The organism is Gracilimonas halophila (genome assembly GCF_042684365.1).
GTDB classification, from domain to species: Bacteria; Bacteroidota; Rhodothermia; order Balneolales; family Balneolaceae; genus Gracilimonas; species Gracilimonas halophila.
The window spans coordinates 115,394-141,043 of the sequence record NZ_JBHULI010000003.1 but is presented as its reverse complement, the minus strand read 5'-3'; the positions used below and the strand labels follow the sequence as shown (position 1 = coordinate 141,043).

Sequence of the window (25,650 nt, the reverse complement as noted above, 5' to 3'; positions counted from 1 at the left end):
ACCCAATAACACACATGGCAAAACCTAAGTACACTTCTCACGTTGGAATGGTAGATATTCTTCCCGATGAATCTCCAAAGTGGAGGGCGTTAGAAGATATCATTCACGAAGAAGCGGCTAAGTTTAATTTTGAGGAAATTCGTACTCCCATTATGGAGCAAACCGAATTGATCGTACGTGGAATCGGTCAACTGACAGATATTGTTTCTAAAGAGATCTTCGCGTTTGAGAAAGGTGACAGCCATTATGTATTACGACCTGAACTGACCGCTCCCGTAGTTCGTGCTTTTGTGGAGCACCATATGGAACAGCGAGGCGGCTCCCAAAAGTTATACTACATCGGACCTATGTTTCGTGCGGAAAAGCCTCAAAAAGGCCGCCAAAGACAGTTTCACCAGTTTGGAGTAGAGGTAATAGGCAGTGATGATCCGGTTGCAGATGTAGAGACCATCGCTTTTATGATCCGCATCTATCAACGCATTGGGATTAAGAATTTTGAGCTGAAATTGAATTCTGTAGGTGACCCTGAAAGCCGAGAAGCTTATAAAGAAGCCCTGCGGGAATATTTAAAGCCGAACCTCAGTAAAATGAGTGAACTTTCTCAGCAACGCTTTGAAAAGAATCCGATGCGCATCCTTGATTCTAAGGAAAAGGAAGACCAGGAGTTCATCAAAAAGGCACCGGTAATACAGGATTACTTGAATGAAGAATCGGCTGACCACTTTGCTAAGGTTACTGATTATTTAGATGATCTCGGGATCAACTACACGCTCGACCCACACCTCGTGCGCGGCATGGATTACTATACCCGTACAGCTTTTGAGCTTACCTCTCCTGACCTTGGTTCACAGGATGCATTGGCCGGTGGTGGCCGTTATGATCTGTTGGTGGAAGAAATTGGCGGTCAGCCTACTCCGGCTGTTGGTTTTGCCGCCGGCATGGAGCGATTATTGATAGCCTGTGAGGAACTGGGTATTGAACTCGCCGAAGAAAAGTCAGTGGATGTGTATTTCGTGACTTTGGGTGATGCTGCACGAAAATGGGCCTTGACCCATCTCCCTAAGGCTCGGGAAGCCGGTCTTTCAGCAACGATGGATTACATGAGTCGTTCCATGAAAGCTCAGATGAAAGATGCCAACCGAGAGAATGCGAATTACACGATCATCATTGGTGATAACGAACTGAATGAAGGTAAATTTACGCTTCGAAATATGAAAGAAAGTGAAGAAGCTTCACTTTCTTTTGATGAAATCTTAGTGAAGCTGGATAAGTGAGTGCTGTTCTGTAAATAGCCCATTAAAGTCGGAAGTTTTTACAGGCATTCCCAACCTTTAGGTTGGGAATGTAAATGCAATTACAACAGATAATTTAAAAAAAGAACAAAAATGCTAATCTGTTACTTCTTCAGCATTTCTTTTAATTCATCTATATCCTCTATCTCACCAATTATTGAGAGCTCATCACCTTCCTGAAGAACTGTAATACCATGGGGAATTTTAATTTCCCCCTTCCTTCTGATGATTGTAATTAGGCTTTGTCCTGGGAATGAAACCTCTTTGATCATCTTACCGATGTACTGCTGAGTGGTATCATCCGGGTTTAGTGTTATACGAATAAAGCGCTCATCTCTCAATAATATCTCACGCAGCTCTTCTTCACTGTCGGCATTGCACCACCTTTCCAGGAATGATTTGGAACCCACCATTTCTGCAATATGGGCCAAAATACGCAGATGCTGACCACTGTTTTCTTTGGAGCTCACAAAGAAAATGATGGAGTGAAGTTTACTCTCATCATCATCTTCGGAAGTGGAGGATAATATTTTACGATCGCTATACCCTTCTTTGATCCTGACTAGAACCATTTCAGGAGATATTTTTTCATCAATTCGGGCGTGATTCAATGCTACACCTTCCGCAATCGGAATTGCGGTATAATCGTCAGAGGTCATAAACATCTTGGTAAGTTTCTCTAATGAAAAACCCATTTTATCAGCGAGTTTCTGAGATGCTTCTTCAATGATCACTTTGTAATCTATATCAGAACTGTACTCCAGCACATCAGCTCTTGAAATCAGTTCTTCATAAGGATCCTCTTGCCGAAGTCCCTTCTCTCTTAAAATATTTCTCATTTCTCCTTCAAGCCCATGGTCCTTATGCTCACCAAGGCGTGCATGCACGTGATAGATAGCTCCTTGTCGTTCCACATTAGCTTCCGCATAATACTTGTACCAGATAATAGAGGCTACAGAAACGGCAACAGTAAACAATATGGATAATACGCCCATCTCAAAGATCAGGATGATAGAAAGTATAATACCTGCAATTTGTATCCACGGATACCAGGGCGATTTAAAGCCCGGATCATATTCTTCGATCCGGCTTTCCCGCATCACAATAACTGAAAGGTTAAGCAGCCCAAACAGTAATAATTGAAAAGCACTTGCCAGCTTCGCAACCTCTGCAACATTAAAAGCCAACAGGAAAAACAACATCAACCCAACCGTTCCTAATACCGACCAGTGAGGGGTACCTAATTTTCCTACTGTAGCAAAATGTTTGTTGACCAATTTATCCCGTGCCATAGCCATAGGATACCTTGAAGCTGACATAATTCCGGCATTCCCCGTAGAAGCAAAAGCTGCTACAGCTGCAACTACGACCAATATCAATCCACCCGGCTCAGGAAGCCAGTCCAAAAATACTTCTCCGGCAGTCGCAACAGGGGTAAGATCTTCCCTGAAAGCGGCTGGGTCAAGCAGCGCTACCATGATATAAACACCTACCACATATACGATCACAGCCGTCCCTATTGCCAGGAACATCCCCAGAGGAATATTTCTGTCCGGATTTTTTACTTCCTCTGCTATACTCGCCACTTTTGTCAGACCTGCATAGGACACAAATACCATACCTACCGTTGCAAAAAAGCCAAACACTCCTTCCGTGAAAAATGGAGTGAATTGTTTTTCAGCTACCGCAAATACATCCATGGAGAACACTTCAAATACTCCCTGAATGATGTAGAAAAACATAATGGTTACGAGGGCTGCAACTAGTACTTTCTGAAGCCAGGTAGTTTCTTTTGCGCCCACAACATTCAATATCCCAAATACAATAGTTAGAAAAATAGCTACATAGAGGATATCGACTTCATAGAAAATAGAGATATATGCTCCCATACCAATAAGTGCAAACGCACTTTTAAGCACCAACGCTAACCATGAACCAAAACCACCAATTGTTCCCAGCATCGGGCCTAAGCTTCGGTCAATGATATAGTAGGTTCCTCCTGAGCGTGGCAGCGCGGTTGCCAGTTCAGCTACACTGAACATGGTGGGTAATACGATAATACCTGAAACCAGATAAGCTAAAACTACTGATGGTCCTGTTTCAGCAGCTGCTAAACCTGGTAAAAGAAAAAATCCTGAGCTGAACATTGCCCCGGTAGCGATAGCGTAAACGTCTGAAAGCCCTAATTCTTTGGCTAATTTTTTATGCTTCATAGAAAGTTTTTGTACATCTGATTTCGTTCAGCAAATAAGGCTAAACTTTTTCGACCTCATACCAATGGTACGTATTTATTTGCAAATCCATTTAGTTAACCTCATAAATAATATCAACCGTACTGATAACTACAAAATTTTTTGCAGTCAGTTAAACTTTAAAACCTCTTGGATCTAAGGCTTCATTAAAATACTAAATACATTTTCAGGCTTTTGAGCTGCTTTGAGCTGCTCGATACTTTCACCGGGACGCACTAATCTCGCAACTGTATTTACGCCTTTCAGGTGCTCCCTTACAGGCAGTTCTTTCGGACTGAGCAACATTAGCACTACATGTGCTTTGTTAGCTGTTTTGGGGATCTGAAGCCCTTCTTTCACAATACCGACAAATAACATTTGTTCTTCCACAATGGAAGTATGTGCATCATAAACAACCACGCCCGACATCATTTCAGGAGAATAGTCCGAAGAGTTTTTGAGTAACCTTCCGATAAGCTGCTCCACTTTTTCTCTTGGAATAGTATCGTCCCGGCTTAGCATTTTTATGAATTTATCTTCGAGACTGTCTCCGGTTTCCGAGATCACTATACGATCTTGATTCAATAACTTTAACCCGGACCCTTCTTCAAATTTTTTCACCTGATGCTCCACCTCAGACGGATATACCGTAATGAAACAAATTTTGGGAAATCGCTGTGCAACAACTCTTGGCAGCCGATCAAGCCCGGGGCGCCACGACAATGAACCTTCCCGTGCACTTAAAAGAACGAAAAGATCATCCTCTTCAATAGACGCATCCATCCACCCCGGAAGCTCCATCCAGCTTTCCATGGAGATAAATTGCGTTTCAAGTTCAGGCTTTACACGCTTGATTCTGCGTTCAACATTCTTCATCCGTTCTTTTGGAGCTAAAACTGTTACAGAACTTCCGATCTGATCTGCCATTAGTTTGATGGATCTGATAGCTCCATTAAAACCTGATTCCAGAGAGGCATAAGGAGGAATCGCGATCACTACTCTTTCTACCGTATTTATGGGTTTATGGATCTTGCAAACCATAACCATCTCATCGATCTTTTGAAGCAGTTGATCCAGGATACTCCCAAAAATGCGCTGTTTTGTGGATGTAGCTCCGTTCCATCCTATCACTACTGTAGAGGCCAATTTTTCATTTACCGAACGCGCAATACCTTGAGCAATATTAAGGTCAATGGCGGTTACCGGGTTTACGGGAATCTCAGCTGCGGCGGCATGCACAACGGCGTGACTCAACATTTTCTCGCCGCGCGCCACCTGGGCGTCTACATCCTTTCCATCATGTGCCACGGTAAGCGGGAAGATGGGCTCTTCAGAGTTTTCATCCCTGATCATAAAAGCGATATCCATCAAGGCATCTGAGGTCTCCGGATTTGCAAGCGGGACAATGATGCGTTGTGGAGTTTGAGATGGCTCATAAGGCTTTTTCTCTTCCTGAAGTGCAACTTCGCGCCCAAACTTTTCGACGAGCCAGGGCCCTACCAAACAGGTGATCAAGATCATGATCACTACAGCATTTACAGCTGTTTGGTCAAAAAATCCGAGGTCATATCCCAGTAAAGTTACGGCAAGCGTTGCGGCAGATTGAGGAGTTGTCAAGCCAAAGATCACCAACCCCTCTGCATTTGAAAACCCCTTGAGCAACCTTACGATCAGAGAACCGATCGCTTTTCCCACAAAGACCAATGTTGTAAAGGCAATGGCATATATCCAGACATCAACGCTGGCAAGTACTTCCACATCAACCAGCATTCCTACTGAGATCAGGAAAAAAGGGATGAATAGCGCGTTACCCACAAATTGGATACGGCTCATCAAGGTTCCATTTCCGGGAACAAGGCGATTCATAAGCAACCCGGCAATGAAGGCCCCAATGATAGAAGCTAGTCCTGCGAGCTCAGCTAAAAAAGCAGTAGCAAAAAGAACAGCCATCAAAAACACAAAATCCACATCCGTTTCATGCTTCAAATTTCTAAAAAACCACCTTCCCAAGCGTGGCAAAATAAGTACAGCTGCTACCAAAAATATGGCAATTGATGTTCCAAATAATGTCCAATACCCGGGACCTTGTGCATCCCCCACCGTTCCCGCAATGATAGCTAAAATTCCTAGTGACAGTGCATCGGTAACCAGTGTTCCGCCCATAGACATGGTTACAGCCGTATTCTTTGTAATCCCCAGTCGCTCCACTATGGGATAGGCAAGCAGTGTATGCGACCCTACAATTGCACCCAAAAGAAGAGAACTCTCTACTGAATAATTGAAAAGGTTCACCCCTGCAAAATATGCACCAAGTGCGGGAAATGAATAGGATAATATTCCAAATCCAATACTTTGATTTCGAAGTTTTTCGAACCGATTCAGGTCTATGGATAATCCGGCCATGAACATTAAATAGAGTAAGCCTACCGTCCCAAGGAGCTCGATAGTGCTGTCTCTTTCAAGCAGGTTTAATACACTTGGGCCAATAACCATTCCTGAAAGAATAATACCTACTAAACCCGGAATTTTGATCCTCTTGAATACGATAGGTGCAACAAGAATAACGATCATCACCAAAGCAAAGATCATTACCGGATTTGAGAATGGCAGAGAAAAATTAAGTGATTCGTTCATATACCTTTTTCATGTTACAGGCTTCTCATAAATAGCCTTAATAGCTGATCATTAATCGATATTATTTCTGTAATTGTCAAAAATTGATCGCAGTATTTCAGTGGCTGTAGGCGGATTAAACACAATGGCTTCTGCGCCCGTTTCAATCGTAGCTCGTATGGTTGAATCATGCGGCCCACCATTTGCCATAATAACTGAATCTGGAACTAATTCCCTTACACTTGCCACAGTTTCGGGCGTAAATTCCCCGGTAGAGATATTAAAGATATCAACTCCTGCCTGATGAAGTCCCTTGATATCTTCAGCTTCAAACATAACAGTATAAACGAGTGGCCCATCAATCTCGGACCGGATTCGTGCTACAATCTCGGGTGGAGTGGGTTTAGTTATTACTAAGGCAGATGCGCCTGCTTCAAATGCACCCGTTGCCAAACGGATCGATCTTTCTTCGCTAAGTAAACCTCCACCAATGTCACATATCACCGGTTTCCGTGAAAACTCTATAATTACCTGATCCAGCTTATTGGATTTATCAAATGGATGAACAGTCATAATTGCATCGGCACTCAGATTTTGGATATAGCTGAGGTCGGTACTAAGAAGTACAGACTTTACCAGGTTTTCGCCTAATGCAATTCCCGGACTTTCATAAATGGATTCCGGTATTTTGTATTTATTGGCAGAAAGGAGGTAATCTTGCTGTTGGAAGCTCATGCGCTTTTATTTTCGATACTATTTCCTGTTAGAACTGAAGACCGATTACGCACGATGCACACTCAATCTTCTATCAATGCCTGCGAAGTTAGCTGACGGGCTGGAGCTGATAGATGCTCTTTTCAATTTCCTGAAATTCGCCCCACTTCTGGGTCCTCCGCTTTTGCTATATCACAAAACTCGGCTGATTAATTTTCTTGCATCTCTAACAATGATACAGGCTTTTTAGTGTCTGGTCAAACCTAATATATTTTGATCGAGGATTTATTAAAATCTGTATGATCAATAATTCCGATCAATCCGTGCGGCAAATTTTATTATCTTTATTTCCTTCTAAAACCACTCATTCACTCTTAAAAAAATTCTACATGTTCCCATCGGAAGTCACCGACTTTTTCAGAACTCAAAAAACCCCTTTCTATTATTATGACATGGATGTTTTGAATACCACTCTTAATGAGATCAGAGAACATGGGATCTCCAAAGGATTTAGAGTGCATTTTGCTTTGAAAGCAAACAATCAGCCTAAGATTCTGGAGAAGATCAAAGAAGCCGGATTAGGTGCGGATTGCGTAAGCGGCGGGGAAGTTCAGCGTGCCATCGATTCCGGATTTACACCCGATGAGATCGCCTTTGCAGGAGTTGGCAAAAGTGATGAAGAAATGGAATTGGGATTGAAGCACGATATTTTTTGCTTCAATTGTGAGTCGACCCAGGAACTGGAAGTACTGAATGAATTAGCCGGAAAATATGGGAAAACTGCTCGAATTGCCCTCAGACTCAATCCCAACGTAGAGGCCGACACGCACAAATATATTACTACCGGCTTGAATGAAAACAAGTTTGGCATCAACGCTTCCGACCTTGATGAGGTGTTGGCAATGCTGCCGGCCCTAAAAAACCTGAAATTAATCGGGATCCATTTCCATATCGGTTCACAGATCGAAAAGTTCACCCCATTTGAGGAACTCTGCATAAAGGCCAACGCATTGAATGACCATATTGAAGAAAAAGGGTTTGAGCTTTCTGTCATAAATGTGGGTGGTGGATTTGGAATCAATTATGGACATCCAAATGATAACTCAGTCCCGGATTTTGAACGCTTTTTTGGATTATTTGAGCAGAATATTAACCTGAAAGATCATCAGCAATTGCATTTTGAATTGGGTAGGTCGATTGTCGGGCAGTGCGGAAGTCTGATATCCAGGGTTTTATTCACCAAATACGGGCAGACCAAAAACTTCGCTATTGTTGATGCCGGCATGACCGAGCTTATCCGTCCTGCGTTATACCAGGCGGCTCACCGCATTGATGTGTTAACCAGTTCCAGGGCAGAAGAAAAATATGATGTAGTCGGCCCTATTTGCGAAAGCTCCGATACCTTCCGAACAGATATCTCCATTCCAAAAGTTGAACGAGGTGACCTCGTTGCCATCCGCAGCGCCGGAGCCTATGGGGAAGTGATGCGCAGTGCCTATAATTTAAGAGAAGCCAACCCTACTGTTTATTCAGATGAGATAGGGTAATCCAAAATTTTGAATTACTTCAGCATCCCGGCAATATATCCCGTGGTCCACGCAGCCTGAAAGTTAAAACCTCCGGTTACGCCGTCAATATCCAACACTTCACCGGCAAAATATAGATTGGGCGATTTCCGGCTTTGCATGGTTTTCATGTCCACACCTTGTAAACTGATTCCCCCACAGGTCACAAACTCTTCTTTGAATGTGGTCTTTCCTTCCACCTGGTATTCGTCATTGGTGAGTAAATGTACCATCCGGTTAATATTTTTCTTGCCCATATTTTGCCAGATCATATCATCACCTAACTCCAGCTTGTTGATCAGGAATTCCCATAATCGCCCCGCCAAACCAAACGGGTTTACACTCGCGATCTTCTTTTTGCCATGCTCGTATTCAATCGTTTTCAGTATTTCGCGTATTTCTTGTTCAGTTCTCTCCCCTGTCCAGTTCACCAAAACCGTAAACCGGTAGTCCATCTCGTTCAGCTCTCTCGCACCAAATGCAGATAATTTCAGGATCGCCGGGCCGCTCATTCCCCAGTGTGTGATCAATAACGGACCACTGCTCTGTAATTTTGAACCCATGATCTTCACCGACACCGGCTCAGCTACCACTCCCATCAACTCTTTGATCGACTCATTAGGCATATTGAAGGTAAATAAGGAAGGTACCGGCTCTTCGATCTCATGATCCAGCTTTCGAAGCCAGTCAAAGCCACTTACCCGCGGACTTCCACCGGTCGCAACCACTACCTCATTTGCCACTATCCTTCCGCCCCGGTGAAATCCGAGCTCGTATCCTTTCTCTAATCGCTTCAGGCTTTTGATATTGGATTTGGTTTTGATACCGATCCCAAGCTCTCTCGTTTCCTGCATCAGGCAATCAATGATGGTTTCAGAGTCATCCGTGGTAGGAAACATACGTCCGTCTGATTCAGTTTTAAGTTCTACCCCTCGCTTCTGAAACCACTCAATGGTATCTGTGGGAGAAAACATCCCAAAGGCTTTTTTTAGCGGCCGCTCCCCTCGCGGATAGTTTTTAACCAATTCCCTAATATCAAAACAATGGTGGGTTACATTACATCGCCCGCCCCCGGATATCCGAACTTTGGAAAGCAGCTTATCCGACTTCTCGTAAATAGTGACTTTAGCTTCGGGGCGATGTGTTTTGGCAGATATGGCTGCGAAAAAACCTGCGGCTCCTCCACCAATAATGGCTACCTGTAGATCTTCTTTCTTCATGCGAGAAAGATACCGTTTCTTTGGGTGAGTCACGAAATAGAAGACGGATAAAGCAGGATGGGCTGAACACTATTAAACTCTATGCCCAATTTTTGATTGACATCAATTCTTCAGAAAAATTCTGAGCAATAATTTTCCATTTTTGTTTCTATTTACCCCGGGTTGCGCCCGGCATACTTGGCAATCCTACTTTCAACATTCCAGCGGGACTTACCCGGAGCTACTAACATATGACCCCGCTGGGGTCGAGTAGCCCAGAAACCTACTGATCTGGTGGTAAAAACATTGGAACTTAATTCTGAATTTGGCATGGAATAGGTTGAGATTCCCCTTATTTTCCATCTTCATTTTCAAGACGACTATTTATGCAGATCAACGTACTTAAATTTGGCGGTACCTCCATGGCCGATCACAAAACATGGAAACAGGTGTTGGAGATCATCAGCAATTATGAATATCCCGTGGTGGTAGTTTCGGCTACAGCCAGAACTACCCGACAGCTGGTAGAAGCCGGAAACCTGGCTGCAAAAGGGAAGCTGGATGATGCATTGGAGATCTCCGCTTCTATAAAGGAACGGCATAATAAGATCGTATCTGATTTTCTTGAAGAAAATCCCCATGCCAAGAATAAGCTCATAAAAGACAGCTGTGCCAAAAACACCGAAGCCAAGATCGGCAAGCTGAATAAACTGCTTACCTATACTGAGCGACAAGGCGCGCTTTCCCCTCAAATGAAGGATGCCATTTCAGCGATGGGAGAACAAATTTCATCCTACCTACTGGCCCAATGCGGCCTGGCGCTGGACATGATGACTCAACATATTGAAGCCCGAAAACTCATCAAAACGGATTCAGAGTACGGGAAAGCAAATCCAAATCGATTACTCATCAACCAGCATTGCGGGTCGCTTGAGACCGTACTTGAAAGTGGATTCACGCCCATAATTGGTGGGTTTTACGGAGAATCGAAAGATAAAACTGTTACCACATTGGGATTTGAAGGCTCAGATTATTCCGCAAGTTTGATAGGGGCAGCTATTGGTGCACAAACTATTGAAATATGGACTGATGTGAGTGGAGTATATACCGGCGACCCTCGTTATATCCCGGAAGCTAAACCCCTCGCTGAAATGAGTTATTTTGATGCTACCGAAATGGCTTACTTTGGAGCTAAAGTTCTTCACCCTTCCACTCTAAAACCGGCTCAGGAACGGAATATTCCTGTTTTTGTCAAGAATATGTTCAAACCGGAGGATGAAGGAACCAAGATCGTTCGTGACTCAAAACATGACCTTGATGTATTGGCTCTTTCCTTCAAACAAAATATGGCGACGGTCACCGTCAGTGCTTACGAAACGGTGATGGGATATTCTTTTTTAACGAAAGTATTTGCCGTATTGGAACAACATCGGTTAGCATTTGATGCCGTAAATACTACTGAAGCTTCCGTTACCATTGCACTTTCAGACTCAGAAATTCTTGATCAGCTTTCAAAGGAATTCATCGAGATCGGAACGGTGACACTAGAGCGGGAAAAGGGATTACTGACGCTCATCGGCTGTTCCATCAATAAGGCTGATAAACTCACCGACACCATATTTTCTTCACTTGGCGAAGTTGACATAAACATGATCTCATTCACTAAAGAAAAACGAATTTTGAATGTGGTAATGGATGATGAGAAGCTAATAGAAACTACCCAAAAAGTGCACAATCAGTTATTCTGATCTTTTTTGTTCCTGAACATTGGCTGATTCTTTAAGTTTGTCCGGGATCACAATACCCAATCGTTTTGCACGCTCTCTCCATTTTTGGCGGGCCAGCTTCTGCATGTCTTCGATGGCGTCAATTTCATCCACGATCTCCATCCCGAACAATGTTTCCACCACATCTTCCATAGTTACCACACCGGAAAATCCTCCGTACTCATCTACAACCACTGCAATATGTTCCTGTTTTTCAAGTAACCGCTCAAATAAGGTTTTCAGTGAAATAGTTTCCGGTAAGATCAATACTTCCCGTTTGATGTCTTTGAGTGTCTTTTCCCCATTTCCTTCTGAAAGGTTATAGTAGAGATCATTTTTCAATACATAACCTGTGATATCTTCTTCATTCTCTCCAAATACCGGCATCCGTGAAACCCTAAGTTCGTCCTTTTCTTTCAAGATCTGATCAATGGTTTGATCTTCCTGAAATTTCACTACCACAATGCGCGGAGTCATGATGTCCTGAACTCTTAGTGATCGAAACCGGATCAAATTTTTAAAAATATTGGATTCCCCTTCTTCAAAAATACCTTCCTCAAAACCAAGTTCTGCCATGGCACTGAATTCTTCACGGCTGACTGTAGGCTGATTTTCTTCGCTTGAAAGCCAACGCGTTATCCACTGTGAAAGCAGAACCAAAGGATAGGTGATATAGATCAACAGCTTGATAGTCCTTGCAGCAAACCCGGATAACGCTTTCCAGTAATTGGCCCCCAACGTTTTTGGTATGATCTCTGACAAGATTAGGATAGCCAATGTTAAAACCGCTGATGTTATGCTGACATACGCATTCCCAAAAACAACCTGTGCCTGCGCTCCAACTCCTGCTGCACCTACTGTATGGGCAATAGTATTTAACGTCAGTATCGCTGAAAGCGGACGATCGATGTCTTTCTTTAGCTCCTTTAAAAGCTGACCGGTCTTCGGGCTGTTCTTCTCTGTAACCGCCACAAAGGAGGGCGAAATAGAAAGCAAAACGGCTTCTAAGATGGAACATAAAAATGAAACGCCTATTGCCAGTACCAAATAAAATATTAGTAATCCCATGCGCTAAATGTAATGTAAATAAGAGTGTGTTTTTGTGAAAATATGGTTAGAGAATAGAGAATTCAGAATCCTGCTCACTTCTTCCAGCAAGCCCCTTAAGTGATCTGAGTCCCCATAATCTAAATCTTTCGACAGAATAATATAATATCTGCATTCTTCTAAAGATCCATGTGATATATTCAAAAATCTCATGTGTCTTTTGGCCCTCGTTTCTTGAACCCTTCTGCAATATTTGCGGGAATAGAAATAGCAGCCCTCCGAAATTGAGAACTTAATCCATAAAGTTCATGCTTCGGAAAATTTTGAGTGTATTGATAAGTTTTAAGTACCAATTGATGAGCCTTTTCTCAACTATTAATATTCCGATTTACAGTTTTCTCTTAGCATTGTTAATACATGCTGAAAATCATCCGGCAATTCTGAATCAAACCGAACCAATTCACCGGTTTTGGGGTGTTCAAATCCCAGGGTTTTAGCGTGAAGGGCTTGTCGCCCTAACCCGGTAATCAGATTATGGAACATCGATTTTCTTGAGCCGGTATTGGGACCGTATCTCACTGATGTACCACCATAGGTCGGATCTCCAAAAACATGGTTCCCTATATGTGCAAAATGAACCCTGATCTGATGAGTCCTCCCGGTTTCCAGCTTCACTTCAACTAAACTCAGATAATCAAAATATTCCAGCACTTTGTAATGGGTTACAGCGTGTTTACCCTGTCCTTCGGGTTTAACAGTCATCAGCTTTCGGTCTCTTTTGGATCGGCCGATATCCCCTTCAATGGTTCCTTCCTCATCAGGAGTTCCCCAAACGATAGCCCAATAGGTTCGTTCTACATCTTTTTCCTGAAAGAGCCCGCTTAGCTTGGCAAGCGTTTCCTCATTCTTGGCAACTACCAATAATCCACTGGTGTCCTTATCTAAACGATGTACAATACCGGGACGTAAATTCTCATCTTCATCATCTCCGGCAAGCTCATCTACGTGATACATAAGTCCGTTTACCAGTGTCCCTGTCCAGTTTCCATAGGCAGGATGCACCACCAGGTCAGCCTCTTTATTTACGATAATGATGTCGTCATCTTCATACACAATATTCAGCTCCATCTCTTCCGGCTTCGCCTCAGGCGGAGGCGGCTTGGGAATTTCGATAAAGATCTCGTCACCCGGCTGCATAATGTAGGATGCTTTTTCCTTCTTTCCATTCACCTCCACATAGCCATCCTTGATCGCCTGCTGTACCTTATTTCGGGATGCATTCTCAACAAATGATGTAATGTATTTATCCAAACGGATATCACTGTTCTGCCCATCAGGCACGGTATGTTCGTAGATCGTAGTCTGTCGGTCTTTTCCGGCTTTCTTTTCCATACCTACAAGGTACGCACTTTCAACTTTTTTGTAAGGAATTAGTTTTTCATCGCTCTTACTGTATAATTCAAAATGAAAAATTTAAAATTAAAAATGGGGTTGCTATGAAAGAGAATGTTATTCAAGTCAAAAGCTTCGAGTTTGCACTAACAGTTATCAGATTATATAAAAAGCTACAAGAAGAGAGAGAATACGTCATCTCAAAACAGCTTTTAAGATCAGGCACAAGTATTGGTGCAAATGTTGAAGAAGCCATAGCAGGTCAGTCCAAAAAAGACTTCCTTTCTAAGATATCTATTTCTTTAAAAGAAGCACGCGAAACACGATATTGGCTGAGGTTATTAAAAGAAAGTGAGTTAACGAATATCGATATCGATGCGTATCTTAATTCATCTTTTGAGCTGATCAGTATACTATCAGCTATAGTGAAAACCACCAGACAAAAGCTGAATTAATTTTTCATTTTGAATTTTAAATTTTGAATTCCCTATGATAAAATCACTGTACATAAAAGACTTTGCCCTTATCGACGAGCTGGAGGTTGAGTTTGAGGAGGGGTTGAATATCCTGACCGGGCAGACGGGCGCCGGGAAGTCCATTATTATCGGGGCTTTGAATATGATCCTGGGTGAGCGGGCTGATACGGAAGTCATTCGACAGGGAGCCGATAAAGCCATTTCAGAAGCTACTATCCGTGTTGGGGATGATGCAGACCTAAGATCACTGCTTGAAGAAAATGAAGTCGAGTTTAATGAATATTTAATTCTTCGCCGGGAGATCAGAAATACGGGAAGCCGTGCTTTTATAAATGATACACCTGTTAACATCAGTGTGTTAAAAGCTGCCGGAGATCTTTTGGTAGACCTGCACGGACAACACGATCATCAGTTATTGCTCAAAGAAGAAAATCACCTTGGAGTGATCGACGGATTTGGAGAAGTTGAGCCGATCCTGAAAGGCTATAAATCTGAGTACAAAAAAATGACGGAGCTGCAAAAAGAGCTTCGTGCCTTAAAGAAAAGAGAGCACGAGCTTGAAGAGAAAACCGAGCTCTACCGCTTTCAGGTACAGGAACTTGAAGAAGCCCGCCTTGACGAAATCGACCTCGAGCAGTTGGAGTCGGAAATGAATCTGCTGGATAACGCCGAAGTACTCGACCAAAAGGCGGGGGCCATTTCAGAGATGGAAGAATCCGACGATGGAAATATTATTCAGTTGCTAAATTTCCTGAAGTTGAATCTGGAAGATCTGGCCCGTATTGAGCCGGAGTTCGAAAATTATCTTCAGGAAATAAATGCCGCACGTGTAAGTATTAATGAAGCTATTGCCTTCGCTGAAAGATATCGGAACAGCATCGAATTCAACCCCAAACGATTGGAAGAATTACGCCAGCGACAGTCTGAACTTAACCGGCTTCAAAAGAAATATCAGCGTGACCTTCCGGAACTTGTTAGCTATTTGAATGAGATCAAACGCGAACTTTCAATCGCTGATAATTTTGATCTGGAAATTGAAAAGCTGGAACAGTCAATTGCGGCTCAGGCTGAAGTTTTAAAAGAGCACTCCATTTCGCTCCACAGAACCCGGGAAAAGATCGGAGAAAAACTTGCCGTACAGATTCAGCAAGAATTAGCCAAAGTTGGTATTCCGCATTCTAAATTAGACGTTCGTGTGGACTGGTTACTTTCCGACAATGGCTGGATCGAAGTGGAAGGCAAGACCATCGAATGCACGGAAAACGGTTGCGATGATGTCCGCATGTACATCTCCACAAACAAAGGGGAGGAGCCCAAGCCGCTGGCTAAAATTGCTTCCGGTGGAGAGATCAGCCGTGTAATGCTGGCTCTGAAATCTATTCTTGCTAAAGAACAAAGTCTGCCGGTCATGATCTTTGATGAAATTGATACTGGAATCAGCGGGGAGATCTCGGAGAAAGTCGGGACTTCCATGCGAAAGTTATCTGAACACTGCCAGATCGTGGCCATTACCCATCAGCCTCAGATCGCTAGTCAGGCTCACAAACATTACAAAGTAGCCAAAGCTGAAGAAGGTGAACGAACTGTAACCCGAATCATCCCGCTTTCTGATGAAGAACACATACATGAGATCGCCAGTTTAATGAGTGGTTCACAGATCACCGATTCCACCTTGAACAGTGCCCGCGAATTGATAGAAAAAAATACCTTTAAAAATTAATAGGTCATGTAGGGACGCAAGATTTTGCGTCCCTACATGAAGAAACCAAGGTTATAAAATCGCACGGGCGATCAATGACGCCGGATGCATTGCATCCCTTTTCAGACCATCTTTGATCTGATGACGGCACGAAAACCCCGGAGCACATACTTCATCCGTCTGATTTTCTCTCAACTTCGGAAATAGCACTAACTCACCAATGTCCTGAGAAACTTCATAATGATCTTTCTCATAGCCAAAACTTCCCGCCATTCCACAACATCCTGTTTCCAGCACTTCCACTTCAAACCCTGCAGACTCAAGGGCTTCCACCGTTGGCTCATTTCCAACTAGTGCTTTGGCGTGACAATGACCGTGTAACAATACTTTCCGGGATGAACCTCGAGCAGGAATCCGATCTTTATTTTGGGTTATAAACTCTTCAAAAGTAAAAGAAAAAGTCGCAAGTTTTTGAGCCAGTGGCAATTCCTCATCATTGCACAATTCCAGAAACTCATCACGAAGAGTCAGTATTTCAGAAGGCTCCAAGCCGACCACAGGAATACCGCATTCCACAAATTCTTCAAACTCAGCCAATACTTTTTTGGTAATGAATTTAGCTTCCTTCAGGAACCCCTTTGAAATTTGCGGCCTCCCGGTTTCCATGCTTTTGGGGATAATGACTTCATAACCCATTTTTTCCAATACATTCATGGCATCCATCCCAATCTTCGCCTCGTTGTAATTGGTGAACAAATCAATGAATAGAACTACTTTATTATCTGATCTTAGTACTCCATTCCTCTTGTGCTTCCGATACAAGGTTCGAAATGTCTTTGGTGCAAATGCCGGAAGATCCCTGCGGGCATCAATTCCGAACATATTTTCAAAGATCCACTTTCCGGGTTTTGAAATTGCAACCATGTTGGCAATTTTCGGAGTAATTGAGGCCAATGGAAAGATCTTTCCTGCATAAGAGAAAAACCGTTCTTTTAACTGTGCCCCCTTTTTCTGATGCCAGCCATTCATAAACTCCGCTTTCATTTTAGCCATATCCACATTGGCGGGGCATTCACTTTTGCAGGCCTTACAGCTCAGGCACAGATCGAGTGCTTCTTTCAGTTCTTCCGATTCATACCCATGGGGATCTTCACCTGAAAATACCTGCCGAAATACATTAGCTCGTCCACGGGTCGAGTCCTTTTCCTCTTTCGTAGCCATGTAAGAAGGACACATCGTTCCTCCACTTTCGGCCAGCTTACGGCATACACCGGCTCCGTTGCAAAGTTCCAAAGCGTCACCCAAGCTCCCCTCCTTATTCCATGAAAATACGGTTTCTTCATCCGGCTTTATATAATCGGGAGAAAATCTAAGATCGGCATCTACCGGTTTGGGATCGACAATTTTGCCGGGATTGAAGATATAATTCGGATCCCAGATCTCCTTCACCTGCTTCAAAACCGGAAGCATTTCTTCGCCCAGGATCTTTTTGATATAGGGTGCCCTGACACGGCCATCCCCGTGTTCCCCGGAAAGTGAACCGTTATACTTTTTAACCAGATCGGCGATCTCTTCCGCCATCACCTTCATTTTCTCTAAACCGGCTTCGGTGGTGATATCGATCTGAGGCCGTAAATGTAATTCTCCAACTGACGCGTGGGCATAAAACACGCAGTGGGTATCGTGTTTTTTCAATATCTGCTCAAACTCTTTTACATACCCGGGAAGGTCCTGAACCCGAACTGCAGTATCCTCACAAAATGACGGCGACCGGCCATCTTTACCTAATCCCATCAACAAACCAAGACCTGCTTTACGAAGATCCCATACCCGCTTCATTTCATCAGCATCGGAGATGATCGGGTAGGCATAACCCAGGGACTTTTCCTTCAGTGTTTCACCAAGTTTCTGCGCTTTTTCCTGAAGTTCATTCAGGTCATTCCCTTCCAGCTGAGTGATCAAAATATATCTCGGCTCTCCTTCCAAAAAGAACCTATTCTTACGTTGCTCAATATTTCCCTTTGTGGCATCCATGATGATATGATCCACCAACTCCACCGCGGCCGGCTCATACCCTACAATGTGTACGGCCGCTTTCATAGCCTCATCCAAGGATTCAAACTGTGGGACTACCACCAGCTTATGAGAATCTTTGGGAACTAAATTCAACTTAGCAGCAGCTGTCATTGCCAGGGTTCCTTCACTACCGCAAAGTAATTCACAGAGATTGAACTTTCTTCCTTTCGGGTTAAAAGGCTGCATCTCCAAAAGCTTATCTAAAGCATATCCGGTATTTCTACGGATAATGTCTTTGTGAGGATAACTCCGTTCTATAAGATCTCGGTTCTTCTCTATCAATTTCAGCATAGATCGATAGATGTGGCCTTCCAGATTATCCAACTTTTTTTTGGCTTCAAGCTCTTCTTTTGCCAGCGGTTTGAAATAGGCAACAGAACCATCACTTAGAACCGCCTCCACTTCGAGGATATGTTCACGGGTTGTTTGGTACTTGATGGAAAAAGATCCGGAAGAATTATTACCGATCATTCCGCCTATCATACACCTATTTGTGGTAGCAGTGTCGGGTCCAAATAACAGATCGAACTTCCCGGCTTCACGATTCAGGGTATCCCGAATTACTCCCGGTTGAACATGAGCAATTTTTGAAGCTTCATCCAGACTCAGGATCTTATCCATGTATCGGGACACATCCATGATCACTCCCCCTCCTGTTGTCTGGCCGGCAAGACTTGTTCCTGCACTTCGTGCCGTAATCGAAAACTTGTGCGTATTAGCTTGCTCCACCAATGCCCGGATATCACTGATATTTTTAGGGAAGGAAACTCCTTCAGGCACTTCCTGATACATGGAAGCATCCTGAGCATATAAATGACGGGTAAGTGAATCTCGTTGAATCAAAAAAAGCTCCTGCTGAATTAAGGAAGTAGTTTGAGGTTAATTCGGGATAAATTCAACGGATAATTATTATTAATTCTCCTTGATCCACTCAGTTATTTTCTTCAGGAATCCATCCTTTAAGTCCTTCTCCAAAAGTGCATTCTAAACAGCTTATCCGCTTTTGGGTTCGCTCTTAGCTGATGAAAAGTACCTGATAAACTTTAAAAGTGATCAAACCATGATCAATCTGTCTGTGGGAAATTGAAATTATCTTCCACTTTCTTCACGATCTCATCCCCAATAGCCAATCCGGCTGTTGCTGCCGGACTAGGGGCATTCAGCACATGGATCTGACGGTCCACAACTTCAAAATAAAAATCATCGAGAATCTCTCCATTTGGCTGAAGTGCCATGGCGCGAATTCCGGATGGGGATACTTGCAAATGTTCTTCCCGAACTTCAGGTATCAACTTCTGCAATCCCTTTACAAAAGCCTTTTTAGAAAAAGAGCGCTTGTATTCATCCAACCCCATACGCCAATGTTGGCGAGCCATCTTCCAGAATCCCGGAAAGTTGAAAGTCTCGGTCGTTTCTTTCAGATTAAATGAAAGCTTTTTGTAGCCTTCCCTTTTAAAAGCAAAAACAGCATTCGGACCACATTCAATTCCCCCCAAAGCCATTCGGGTAAAATGAACTCCCAGGAATGGAAACTCAGGGTTTGGAAGCGGATAGATCAGGTCATTTACCAGATACTCGGCTTCCGGCTTTAATTCATAATATTCGCCCTTAAAAGGCACGATCTTAACAGGGGAATGAACTCCTCCGGAACGAGCGACATGGTCGGAGTACAGGCCGGCGCAATTTACAAGAAACCGAGAATGAATATTTTTCCCACCTGCCTCAATAACAATTTCATCTCCCTTATCTGAGATATTACTTACTGCACTGTTGAACTGCACCCTGCCATTTCCTTCTTCCAACAGCTTCATCAATACCTTACACATTCCGGCATAATCCACTATTCCGGCGCATGGCACATGGATTGCAGCCACCCCGTTGACGTGAGGCTCGAGTTCTTTCAGGCGATCTGTGTCGATCATTTCAATGCCTTCAATCTCATTTTGAAGTCCCCGTTCAAAAATTTCCTGAAGCTTTGGAATTTCAGATTCATCTGTAGCCACAATCACTTTTCCACATACATCAATGGCAACGTTGTGTTCTTTGCAGAAATCAACCAGTTGGTGCCGTCCATCCACGCAGTTACGAGCCTTATAACTTCCAGGTTTATAGTAGATCCCCGAGTGAATCACTCCGGAATTTTTCCCGGTTTGATGAGCTGCTACCCGGTCTTCCTTTTCGAGGACAAGGATCTTTGCTTCGGGATATTTGAGAGATAATTTATAAGCCGTAGAGAGGCCAACTATTCCGGCCCCAACAATCGTAAAATCGTACATCATGGGGCAAAGATATGATTTCTTTCGCAAAGTATGAGGCTTCATTTATCCTTGTTTTTAGTTCCTTATTCAGGAAACTAAACCTTATCTTAGAGTTGTTCTAAAGAAAACTTTAAATTTACTGTATGCAAAATTTTAAAATAATCTTTTTTATAACAGCATTATCAGCACTCATGCTTGCTTGTGGTGAAACCCGCAACAACCCACGCGATCTAAGTGATGAAAACCAGATGATCGATAAGACGGTTTGGAATGCTACTTTCACCGACCTGGATGGAAATCAGGTTACGGTAGCTGACTTCGAAGGTAAAGTCGTTCTTTTCGACTTTTGGGAAACATGGTGCGGACCTTGTCTGCAGGTATTTCCAACTATAGATTCCCTTCAGAATGAATACCCTGACGATTTTGTTGTAGTTGCCGTTAATCTGAACAATTCAGATACCATTGAAGATGTTCAGGCTTTCAGGGATAAAAATGAGTATGACTTTGTATATACTGTTGACACTGAAAAAGTTGGAGATGAGATCATAAAACTCGGTATTCCATTCAAAGTATATTTTGATCCCGCCGGTTACCTAATCCAAACCGAATTGGGTTCAGCAGGGCCTGAAGGTGATTACCGAAAAGCGAAAGAAATTATAAAACAAAACAAAACATCATAAGATTTATGCCACAAGTTAAAGAAGAAGAAAAGTTAGCCTATAAAGTAAAAGACATTTCACTGGCCCATTATGGCCGACAGGAAATTGACCTGGCTGAAGCTGAAATGCCCGGCCTTATGGCTATCCGTGAAGAGTACAAAGACGAACAACCACTTAAAGGTGCCCGCATCGCCGGTTGTCTGCATATGACTATCCAGACTGCCGTTCTTATTGAAACACTGATAGAATTGGGAGCAGACGTAACCTGGTCATCATGTAATATTTATTCTACTCAGGATCATGCCGCAGCTGCAATGGCTGAAGCCGGTGTTCCTGTATATGCATGGAAAGGCATGACAGAAGAAGAATTCGATTGGGCCATTGAGCAAACCTTGTTCTTCCCTGACGGAGAGCCTTTGAATATGATCCTTGATGACGGTGGAGACCTTACCAATATGGTACTGGATCGCTATCCGGAATTAGTGGAAGGTATCAATGGAATTTCTGAGGAAACCACGACCGGTGTTCTTCGCCTGATAGAGCGTGAGCGGAAAGGAACGCTTACTATTCCTGCGATCAACGTGAACGACTCTGTTACCAAATCTAAGTTTGATAACAAATACGGATGCAAGGAATCAGCCGCGGATGCTATTCGTCGCGCCACCGATGTGATGATGGCCGGAAAAGTGGCTGTTGTAGCCGGATATGGAGACGTTGGAAAAGGAACGGCCGCTTCTCTTAAAGGCGCCGGAACCCGTGTTATTGTAACCGAGATCGATCCTATTTGTGCCCTGCAAGCGGCAATGGATGGCTTTGAAGTGAAAAAAATGGATGATGCCGCTGAAAGAGGCGACATTTTTGTAACCGCTACCGGAAACAAGGACATCATCAAAGACCGTCATTTCAAGAAGATGAAAGATAAAGCCATTGTTGGGAACATCGGTCACTTTGACAATGAGATTGACGTTGCGTGGCTGAAGAAAAATGCCAAAGAAGAGAACATCAAACCGCAGGTGGATATCTTCACCTTAAATGACAGCGGTAAACAAGTGGTGCTTTTATCTCAGGGAAGATTGATGAATCTCGGTAATGCAACCGGACATCCTTCTTTTGTAATGAGTAACAGTTTCACTAATCAGACGTTGGCGCAAATTGCACTCTGGAATCGTCCGGAAGAATTCGAGCCGGGTGTACATGTACTTCCAAAATCGCTGGATGAGAAAGTAGCAAGACTGCACTTATCCAAAATTGGAGTGGACCTTGAGACGCTGACGGAAGATCAAGCTGAGTATATTGGTGTTCCTATTACAGGACCTTACAAGTCAGATCAGTATCGATACTAATAATTAAGCATAAAAAAACCGCCTGAATTTGAATTCAGTCGGTCAGTTAAATTCATAAATCCCGCATTATTAACTTAGTGCGGGATTTTTAATTATCAGTCATTTCCGAAATGGGCAATAGCTTCATCCAGAGTGCGGAAGTGATTGAATACTTTAATAAGCTGGGTAACCATCAACAGGCTTTCGATCTTTTTATCTGCCTGACAGATCACTAGTTCACCGCCCGCATTTTTCATGGTTGTAAGACCGCCGATCAAAATTCCAAGTCCGGATGAATTCATAAACTTGACCTTCCCAAGATCAACGATTACTTCTTTCTTTCCTTCTTCTACCAGCTTGTGAAGTTCATCCCTGAATGTTTCTGCGTCCGGACCACCCATAACATTCCCCTTCAATTCTATGATCAAGCAATTGTACTTTTCCGAAACACTGTATTTCATTGGCTTAATGATTTAATTAAATGATGCTTAACAAACTAAAAAACTGGATTAACTTCCACTTTTTAACAACTTGATTATACTAAAATTCTAAGAGTATGTTACATAAATAATTGCCCAACGTTTCTTTAAAATCAGTTTGATTGATTACCATGAGTCCTTTTAATTTAAGATTTTCGAAATAGGTTTATAAAAACAAAGCCCGGTCTGTCTTTATCAGATCGGGCTTTGCTAATTTTAAAATTGTATTGAATCAGTTTTCTAAACTAAGTCCCGCCTCCAGTGCCTTTTCAATTCTGGCGCTCACTTCACGCAGATGCGCCTCAGTATATGCATCAAAATTATATGGTGGTGTCAATCGACGTGTAATTCGCTGATTCAGGTCGGTTAGCTGATGTCGGGCAACTGAACGGGCATCCGCCGGCATGTTGGCCGGTGCATCGGTTACGATCTCAACCATCTCATCAAGATAGGCTCGCTGAAGATCTCTCCGGTTGCTGTTGACATTGCTTCCGGGGGCAGACCAAACTTCACTCCAAACGGCATTAGTGATAGTTCCCATCAGTTCAGGGATGGTAACCGTATTCTCTGCACCAAATTTCATTTCCGTATCACGGATTCGCTCTAAACGAGTTCCATTCAATAATTGCGAAAGCAGCGAAGACTGAATACCTACTAACTGTGAATGAAGCGGATAATCAATTCGACCACCATAGGTACTTGAATTACCCCAGTGGCTCCATCGGTTTGCTCCCATTTGCTGGAATACATCCTGCGGAAGTTCAAAGGCATCCGCATCTAGCGCATATTCGATGATCATATCCAGCGCTTCTTGTTGCTTTGCTTTCGGGATAGCCACAAACGGCATTCTTCCATTAGGATCCCCCACGTGATCGCGGTACTGATACTGCCCACCAATATACTTGATGGCAGGAGCCAGGGTTCGCGAATATTGAAAGAAATACGTATTGAAAAGATCTGTAGCCTCATAGTAAGGCATGTTATCTGCCAAAACGATCTCGGGAATTTCCGGGATCAATCCCTGCAATAACTGAGCACGATCTTTACCCCAAGCCAGCGGATCATCACCCAGATCATACACATTGATGAGTGGATCTACCGCGCCGGCACCGCGTGCATCTTCATCGGTTCCGTACGCATGCCCTGGTTGGGCAGCCTGGCGGGCGATCTCTTTAGCCTTTTCTGCATCCGGAGTATAGCCGTAGCTGATCACCCAGCGATCATAACTTCCCACGCTTGGGTTATAATAATATCCATCTGCTGACTCTCCCTCTGAAGAAAGGTTCACAGTAGGATATTCCATGGCTGAACTGAAAACTCCATTTTCTACTGCCCACTCTTCATTATGTAATTTATCGAGCGGAGTGTCTATGGAGGATCGGAAATTATGGCGAAGGCCGAGGGTATGCCCTACTTCATGCATGGTCACCCATCTTAAGGCCTGATCAACGAATTCTTTCGGAACCGGATCGCCGAGGTTCATCGATCCTTTGGCAAAGAGTACGCTTTTTACTATATCCAATTGCATCGACATTTCAGCAAAAAAGGATGCCGTTTCGCCATATTTCATCTGTCCGATCTCTTCAGAAGTTACATTGAAGATCTCATCAATAGCTGCGCGAGGTTCTACCATTTCGCGGTATTCATTCTTATCGCCTAGCAACATATTTGCTTCGAATAAGATATCTGCATCCAGGATCTCACCGGTTCTCGGGTCTACAACAGAGGGACCGATCGCACCATATCCCGGTTGATCAGATACATTCCATCGAAGCGTAGCATAGCGAATATCTTCTGCTTCAGCATCTTCAGGCAACATTTCGGCACGTACGGCATTTCGAAAACCGGCGGCTTCATAGGCTTTACTCCACTCAGTCACCCCTTCCATCATTGCTTCCCGATAGCGCTCCGGTACGGTATGATCGATGTAATAGGTGATCGGCTTAACAGGATCACAAAGTCCGTCTGCTCCCGGCTCACCATTACACTCAAGCCTCCATTTGTTCACATATCGCTGAAAGAAGGTGTCATCATCATTTGAAAAATCTTTATGAACCGTCATAAAGTACCCGGTACGGTCATCCGCCATTCGCGGCTCCATGGGATCTTCAGGGAGAGCCGCCATAGTATAATGTATAGATACAGGGATAAACCTTCCGTCCGCCACAGTTCGCGGGGCTCCCAGTTCTGCATTATTAAAGGTGAGACTTGCAGTAACATTTGTGTTCATCGGGAATGACTTTATTGATTTGATATAGCTTTTAGCTTTATCGAGAGAAGCACGCCCCGGCTGTCCCGGTTGCGAGGATACAGCAAATTGCACGTTCTGAGTTATGTTTGAAAGATCCCCGACAAACCAACCATATACATCAAGCAGCATCACGCTGTCTTCATTGGTGGCTTCAATGCTTGCAGTTTCCAATACGGAGTTGCCATAGGTCAGCTCCACGGCTTTTGCCTCAGGAGTTCCCTTTTCTGCCTTATAACGGTGTGGAAGCTGTACCAAGAAGATCTTGCCTTCTCTTTTTTCGAGCCGAACCAAAAGCCCTTCAAAAATATTCAACATGGTTCCGCCATACAGTCCGGATGAACCAATACCCTGAGCAATTTCAAAATTCATAAGGAACTCTTTATTCAGGTCTTCCTTACTTACAGCCATATACAGCTTTTCATCTGTTTTGTAGAGATCAATAAAGCCTTCCAAATGCTCCGCATCTTTGGTCAGCTCTGCAAACTTATCTTCTTTTTCAGCATCGTCCTCGCCCTTTTGCGCAACCACCATTCCGGGCAACAAAAGTAAAAGGCCGGCTATCAGTAATATGTTCTTCATAGCGAAATTTTTTGAATTATTGTTAAAGTTCT

The 25,650-nt window shown here is 43.4% G+C and carries 17 protein-coding genes, 1 pseudogene and 1 riboswitch; of the genes and pseudogenes, 7 read left to right on the top strand and 11 right to left on the bottom strand.

Annotated features, from left to right (window positions below; translation table 11 throughout):
• Positions 1-14: 14 nt before the first annotated feature.
• On the top strand, positions 15-1,274 hold the full coding sequence (hisS, locus tag ACFSVN_RS03360) for a histidine--tRNA ligase (protein WP_390298609.1): 1,260 nt from the start codon (positions 15-17) through the stop codon (positions 1,272-1,274).
• A 122-nt stretch (positions 1,275-1,396) separates the two neighbouring features.
• Here the strand turns inward: hisS and ACFSVN_RS03355 are convergent, their stop codons facing one another.
• From ACFSVN_RS03355 to ACFSVN_RS03345, 3 genes are all read right to left on the bottom strand, one after another.
• On the bottom strand, positions 1,397-3,505 hold the full coding sequence (locus ACFSVN_RS03355; protein WP_390298606.1) for an amino acid permease: 2,109 nt from the start codon (positions 3,503-3,505) through the stop codon (positions 1,397-1,399).
• A 174-nt stretch (positions 3,506-3,679) separates the two neighbouring features.
• Positions 3,680-6,157 carry a cation:proton antiporter domain-containing protein gene (locus ACFSVN_RS03350; protein ID WP_390298603.1) on the bottom strand — a complete coding sequence of 826 codons (2,478 nt, stop codon included), beginning with the start codon at positions 6,155-6,157 and terminating at the stop codon, positions 3,680-3,682.
• A 51-nt stretch (positions 6,158-6,208) separates the two neighbouring features.
• Positions 6,209-6,871 (bottom strand): beta/alpha barrel domain-containing protein, encoded by a 663-nt coding sequence (locus ACFSVN_RS03345; RefSeq protein WP_390298600.1) that lies wholly within the window; start codon positions 6,869-6,871, stop codon positions 6,209-6,211.
• 62 nt (positions 6,872-6,933) lie between these two features.
• A riboswitch (cyclic di-AMP (ydaO/yuaA leader) is annotated at positions 6,934-7,067 on the bottom strand.
• A 172-nt stretch (positions 7,068-7,239) separates the two neighbouring features.
• Between ACFSVN_RS03345 and lysA the strand changes: the two genes are divergently transcribed.
• Positions 7,240-8,397, top strand: a complete 1,158-nt coding sequence (gene lysA, locus ACFSVN_RS03340; RefSeq protein WP_390298597.1) for a diaminopimelate decarboxylase — start codon at positions 7,240-7,242, stop codon at positions 8,395-8,397.
• Positions 8,398-8,411: 14 nt separating this feature from the next.
• Here the strand turns inward: lysA and ACFSVN_RS03335 are convergent, their stop codons facing one another.
• Positions 8,412-9,635 (bottom strand): BaiN/RdsA family NAD(P)/FAD-dependent oxidoreductase, encoded by a 1,224-nt coding sequence (locus tag ACFSVN_RS03335; RefSeq protein WP_390298594.1) that lies wholly within the window; start codon positions 9,633-9,635, stop codon positions 8,412-8,414.
• Between the two features lie 365 nt (positions 9,636-10,000).
• Between ACFSVN_RS03335 and ACFSVN_RS03330 the strand changes: the two genes are divergently transcribed.
• Entirely contained in the window at positions 10,001-11,362 is a 1,362-nt protein-coding gene (locus ACFSVN_RS03330) for an aspartate kinase (RefSeq protein WP_390298591.1), read from the top strand.
• Here the strand turns inward: ACFSVN_RS03330 and ACFSVN_RS03325 are convergent.
• From ACFSVN_RS03325 to ACFSVN_RS03315, 3 genes and pseudogenes are all read right to left on the bottom strand, one after another.
• Positions 11,354-12,448 carry a CNNM domain-containing protein gene (locus tag ACFSVN_RS03325; protein ID WP_390298588.1) on the bottom strand — a complete coding sequence of 365 codons (1,095 nt, stop codon included), beginning with the start codon at positions 12,446-12,448 and terminating at the stop codon, positions 11,354-11,356. The genes ACFSVN_RS03330 and ACFSVN_RS03325 overlap by 9 nt on opposite strands.
• Positions 12,449-12,451: 3 nt before the next feature.
• Positions 12,452-12,795, bottom strand: a pseudogene (locus ACFSVN_RS03320) (four helix bundle protein); the annotation flags it as partial.
• Positions 12,796-12,802: 7 nt separating this feature from the next.
• Positions 12,803-13,819 carry an RluA family pseudouridine synthase gene (locus ACFSVN_RS03315; RefSeq protein ID WP_390298585.1) on the bottom strand — a complete coding sequence of 339 codons (1,017 nt, stop codon included), beginning with the start codon at positions 13,817-13,819 and terminating at the stop codon, positions 12,803-12,805.
• A gap of 104 nt (positions 13,820-13,923) precedes the next feature.
• On the opposite strand from ACFSVN_RS03315, the gene ACFSVN_RS03310 reads away from it, so the two are divergent.
• Both ACFSVN_RS03310 and recN read left to right on the top strand, forming a co-directional pair.
• Complete coding sequence (locus ACFSVN_RS03310; RefSeq protein ID WP_390298581.1) at positions 13,924-14,274, top strand: four helix bundle protein; 351 nt, start codon at positions 13,924-13,926, stop codon at positions 14,272-14,274.
• A gap of 34 nt (positions 14,275-14,308) precedes the next feature.
• Positions 14,309-16,015, top strand: a complete 1,707-nt coding sequence (gene recN / locus ACFSVN_RS03305) for a DNA repair protein RecN (RefSeq protein ID WP_390298578.1) — start codon at positions 14,309-14,311, stop codon at positions 16,013-16,015.
• A gap of 51 nt (positions 16,016-16,066) precedes the next feature.
• Here recN and ACFSVN_RS03300 read toward each other — a convergent pair whose 3' ends face one another.
• Complete coding sequence (locus tag ACFSVN_RS03300; protein WP_390298575.1) at positions 16,067-18,913, bottom strand: FAD-binding and (Fe-S)-binding domain-containing protein; 2,847 nt, start codon at positions 18,911-18,913, stop codon at positions 16,067-16,069.
• A gap of 221 nt (positions 18,914-19,134) precedes the next feature.
• Entirely contained in the window at positions 19,135-20,346 is a 1,212-nt protein-coding gene (gene lhgO / locus ACFSVN_RS03295; RefSeq protein ID WP_390298811.1) for an L-2-hydroxyglutarate oxidase, read from the bottom strand.
• Positions 20,347-20,471: 125 nt separating this feature from the next.
• Here lhgO and ACFSVN_RS03290 point away from each other — a divergent pair, with 125 nt between their 5' ends.
• Together ACFSVN_RS03290 and ahcY are read left to right on the top strand one after the other, a co-directional pair.
• The gene (locus tag ACFSVN_RS03290) at positions 20,472-21,008 is read left to right on the top strand and encodes a TlpA family protein disulfide reductase (protein ID WP_390298572.1); all 537 of its coding nucleotides are present in this window, start codon (positions 20,472-20,474) and stop codon (positions 21,006-21,008) included.
• Positions 21,009-21,013: 5 nt separating this feature from the next.
• Positions 21,014-22,330: an adenosylhomocysteinase gene (ahcY, locus tag ACFSVN_RS03285; RefSeq protein ID WP_390298569.1), complete on the top strand. Its 1,317-nt coding sequence runs from the start codon at positions 21,014-21,016 to the stop codon at positions 22,328-22,330.
• Between the two features lie 95 nt (positions 22,331-22,425).
• Here the strand turns inward: ahcY and ACFSVN_RS03280 are convergent, their stop codons facing one another.
• Both ACFSVN_RS03280 and ACFSVN_RS03275 read right to left on the bottom strand, forming a co-directional pair.
• Positions 22,426-22,770 (bottom strand): STAS domain-containing protein, encoded by a 345-nt coding sequence (locus ACFSVN_RS03280; RefSeq protein WP_390298567.1) that lies wholly within the window; start codon positions 22,768-22,770, stop codon positions 22,426-22,428.
• A gap of 250 nt (positions 22,771-23,020) precedes the next feature.
• A complete protein-coding gene (locus tag ACFSVN_RS03275) occupies positions 23,021-25,618 on the bottom strand; it encodes a zinc-dependent metalloprotease (RefSeq protein ID WP_390298564.1) in 2,598 nt (865 codons plus the stop codon).
• Positions 25,619-25,650 lie beyond the last annotated feature (32 nt).

Bases quoted from the DNA above. Each gene is read 5' to 3' on its own strand.
- ACFSVN_RS03325 (WP_390298588.1), bottom strand. From the start codon at position 12,448: ATGGGATTACTAATATTTTATTTGGTACTGGCAATAGGCGTTTCATTT.
- ACFSVN_RS03315 (WP_390298585.1), bottom strand. From the start codon at position 13,819: ATGGAAAAGAAAGCCGGAAAAGACCGACAGACTACGATCTACGAACAT.
- ahcY (WP_390298569.1), top strand. From the start codon at position 21,014: ATGCCACAAGTTAAAGAAGAAGAAAAGTTAGCCTATAAAGTAAAAGAC.
- ACFSVN_RS03330 (WP_390298591.1), top strand. From the start codon at position 10,001: ATGCAGATCAACGTACTTAAATTTGGCGGTACCTCCATGGCCGATCAC.
- ACFSVN_RS03350 (WP_390298603.1), bottom strand. From the start codon at position 6,157: ATGAACGAATCACTTAATTTTTCTCTGCCATTCTCAAATCCGGTAATG.
- ACFSVN_RS03290 (WP_390298572.1), top strand. From the start codon at position 20,472: ATGCAAAATTTTAAAATAATCTTTTTTATAACAGCATTATCAGCACTC.
- ACFSVN_RS03275 (WP_390298564.1), bottom strand. From the start codon at position 25,618: ATGAAGAACATATTACTGATAGCCGGCCTTTTACTTTTGTTGCCCGGA.
- lhgO (WP_390298811.1), bottom strand. From the start codon at position 20,346: ATGTACGATTTTACGATTGTTGGGGCCGGAATAGTTGGCCTCTCTACG.
- ACFSVN_RS03335 (WP_390298594.1), bottom strand. From the start codon at position 9,635: ATGAAGAAAGAAGATCTACAGGTAGCCATTATTGGTGGAGGAGCCGCA.
- ACFSVN_RS03355 (WP_390298606.1), bottom strand. From the start codon at position 3,505: ATGAAGCATAAAAAATTAGCCAAAGAATTAGGGCTTTCAGACGTTTAC.
- ACFSVN_RS03280 (WP_390298567.1), bottom strand. From the start codon at position 22,770: ATGAAATACAGTGTTTCGGAAAAGTACAATTGCTTGATCATAGAATTG.
- ACFSVN_RS03310 (WP_390298581.1), top strand. From the start codon at position 13,924: ATGAAAGAGAATGTTATTCAAGTCAAAAGCTTCGAGTTTGCACTAACA.
- hisS (WP_390298609.1), top strand. From the start codon at position 15: ATGGCAAAACCTAAGTACACTTCTCACGTTGGAATGGTAGATATTCTT.
- ACFSVN_RS03345 (WP_390298600.1), bottom strand. From the start codon at position 6,871: ATGAGCTTCCAACAGCAAGATTACCTCCTTTCTGCCAATAAATACAAA.
- recN (WP_390298578.1), top strand. From the start codon at position 14,309: ATGATAAAATCACTGTACATAAAAGACTTTGCCCTTATCGACGAGCTG.
- lysA (WP_390298597.1), top strand. From the start codon at position 7,240: ATGTTCCCATCGGAAGTCACCGACTTTTTCAGAACTCAAAAAACCCCT.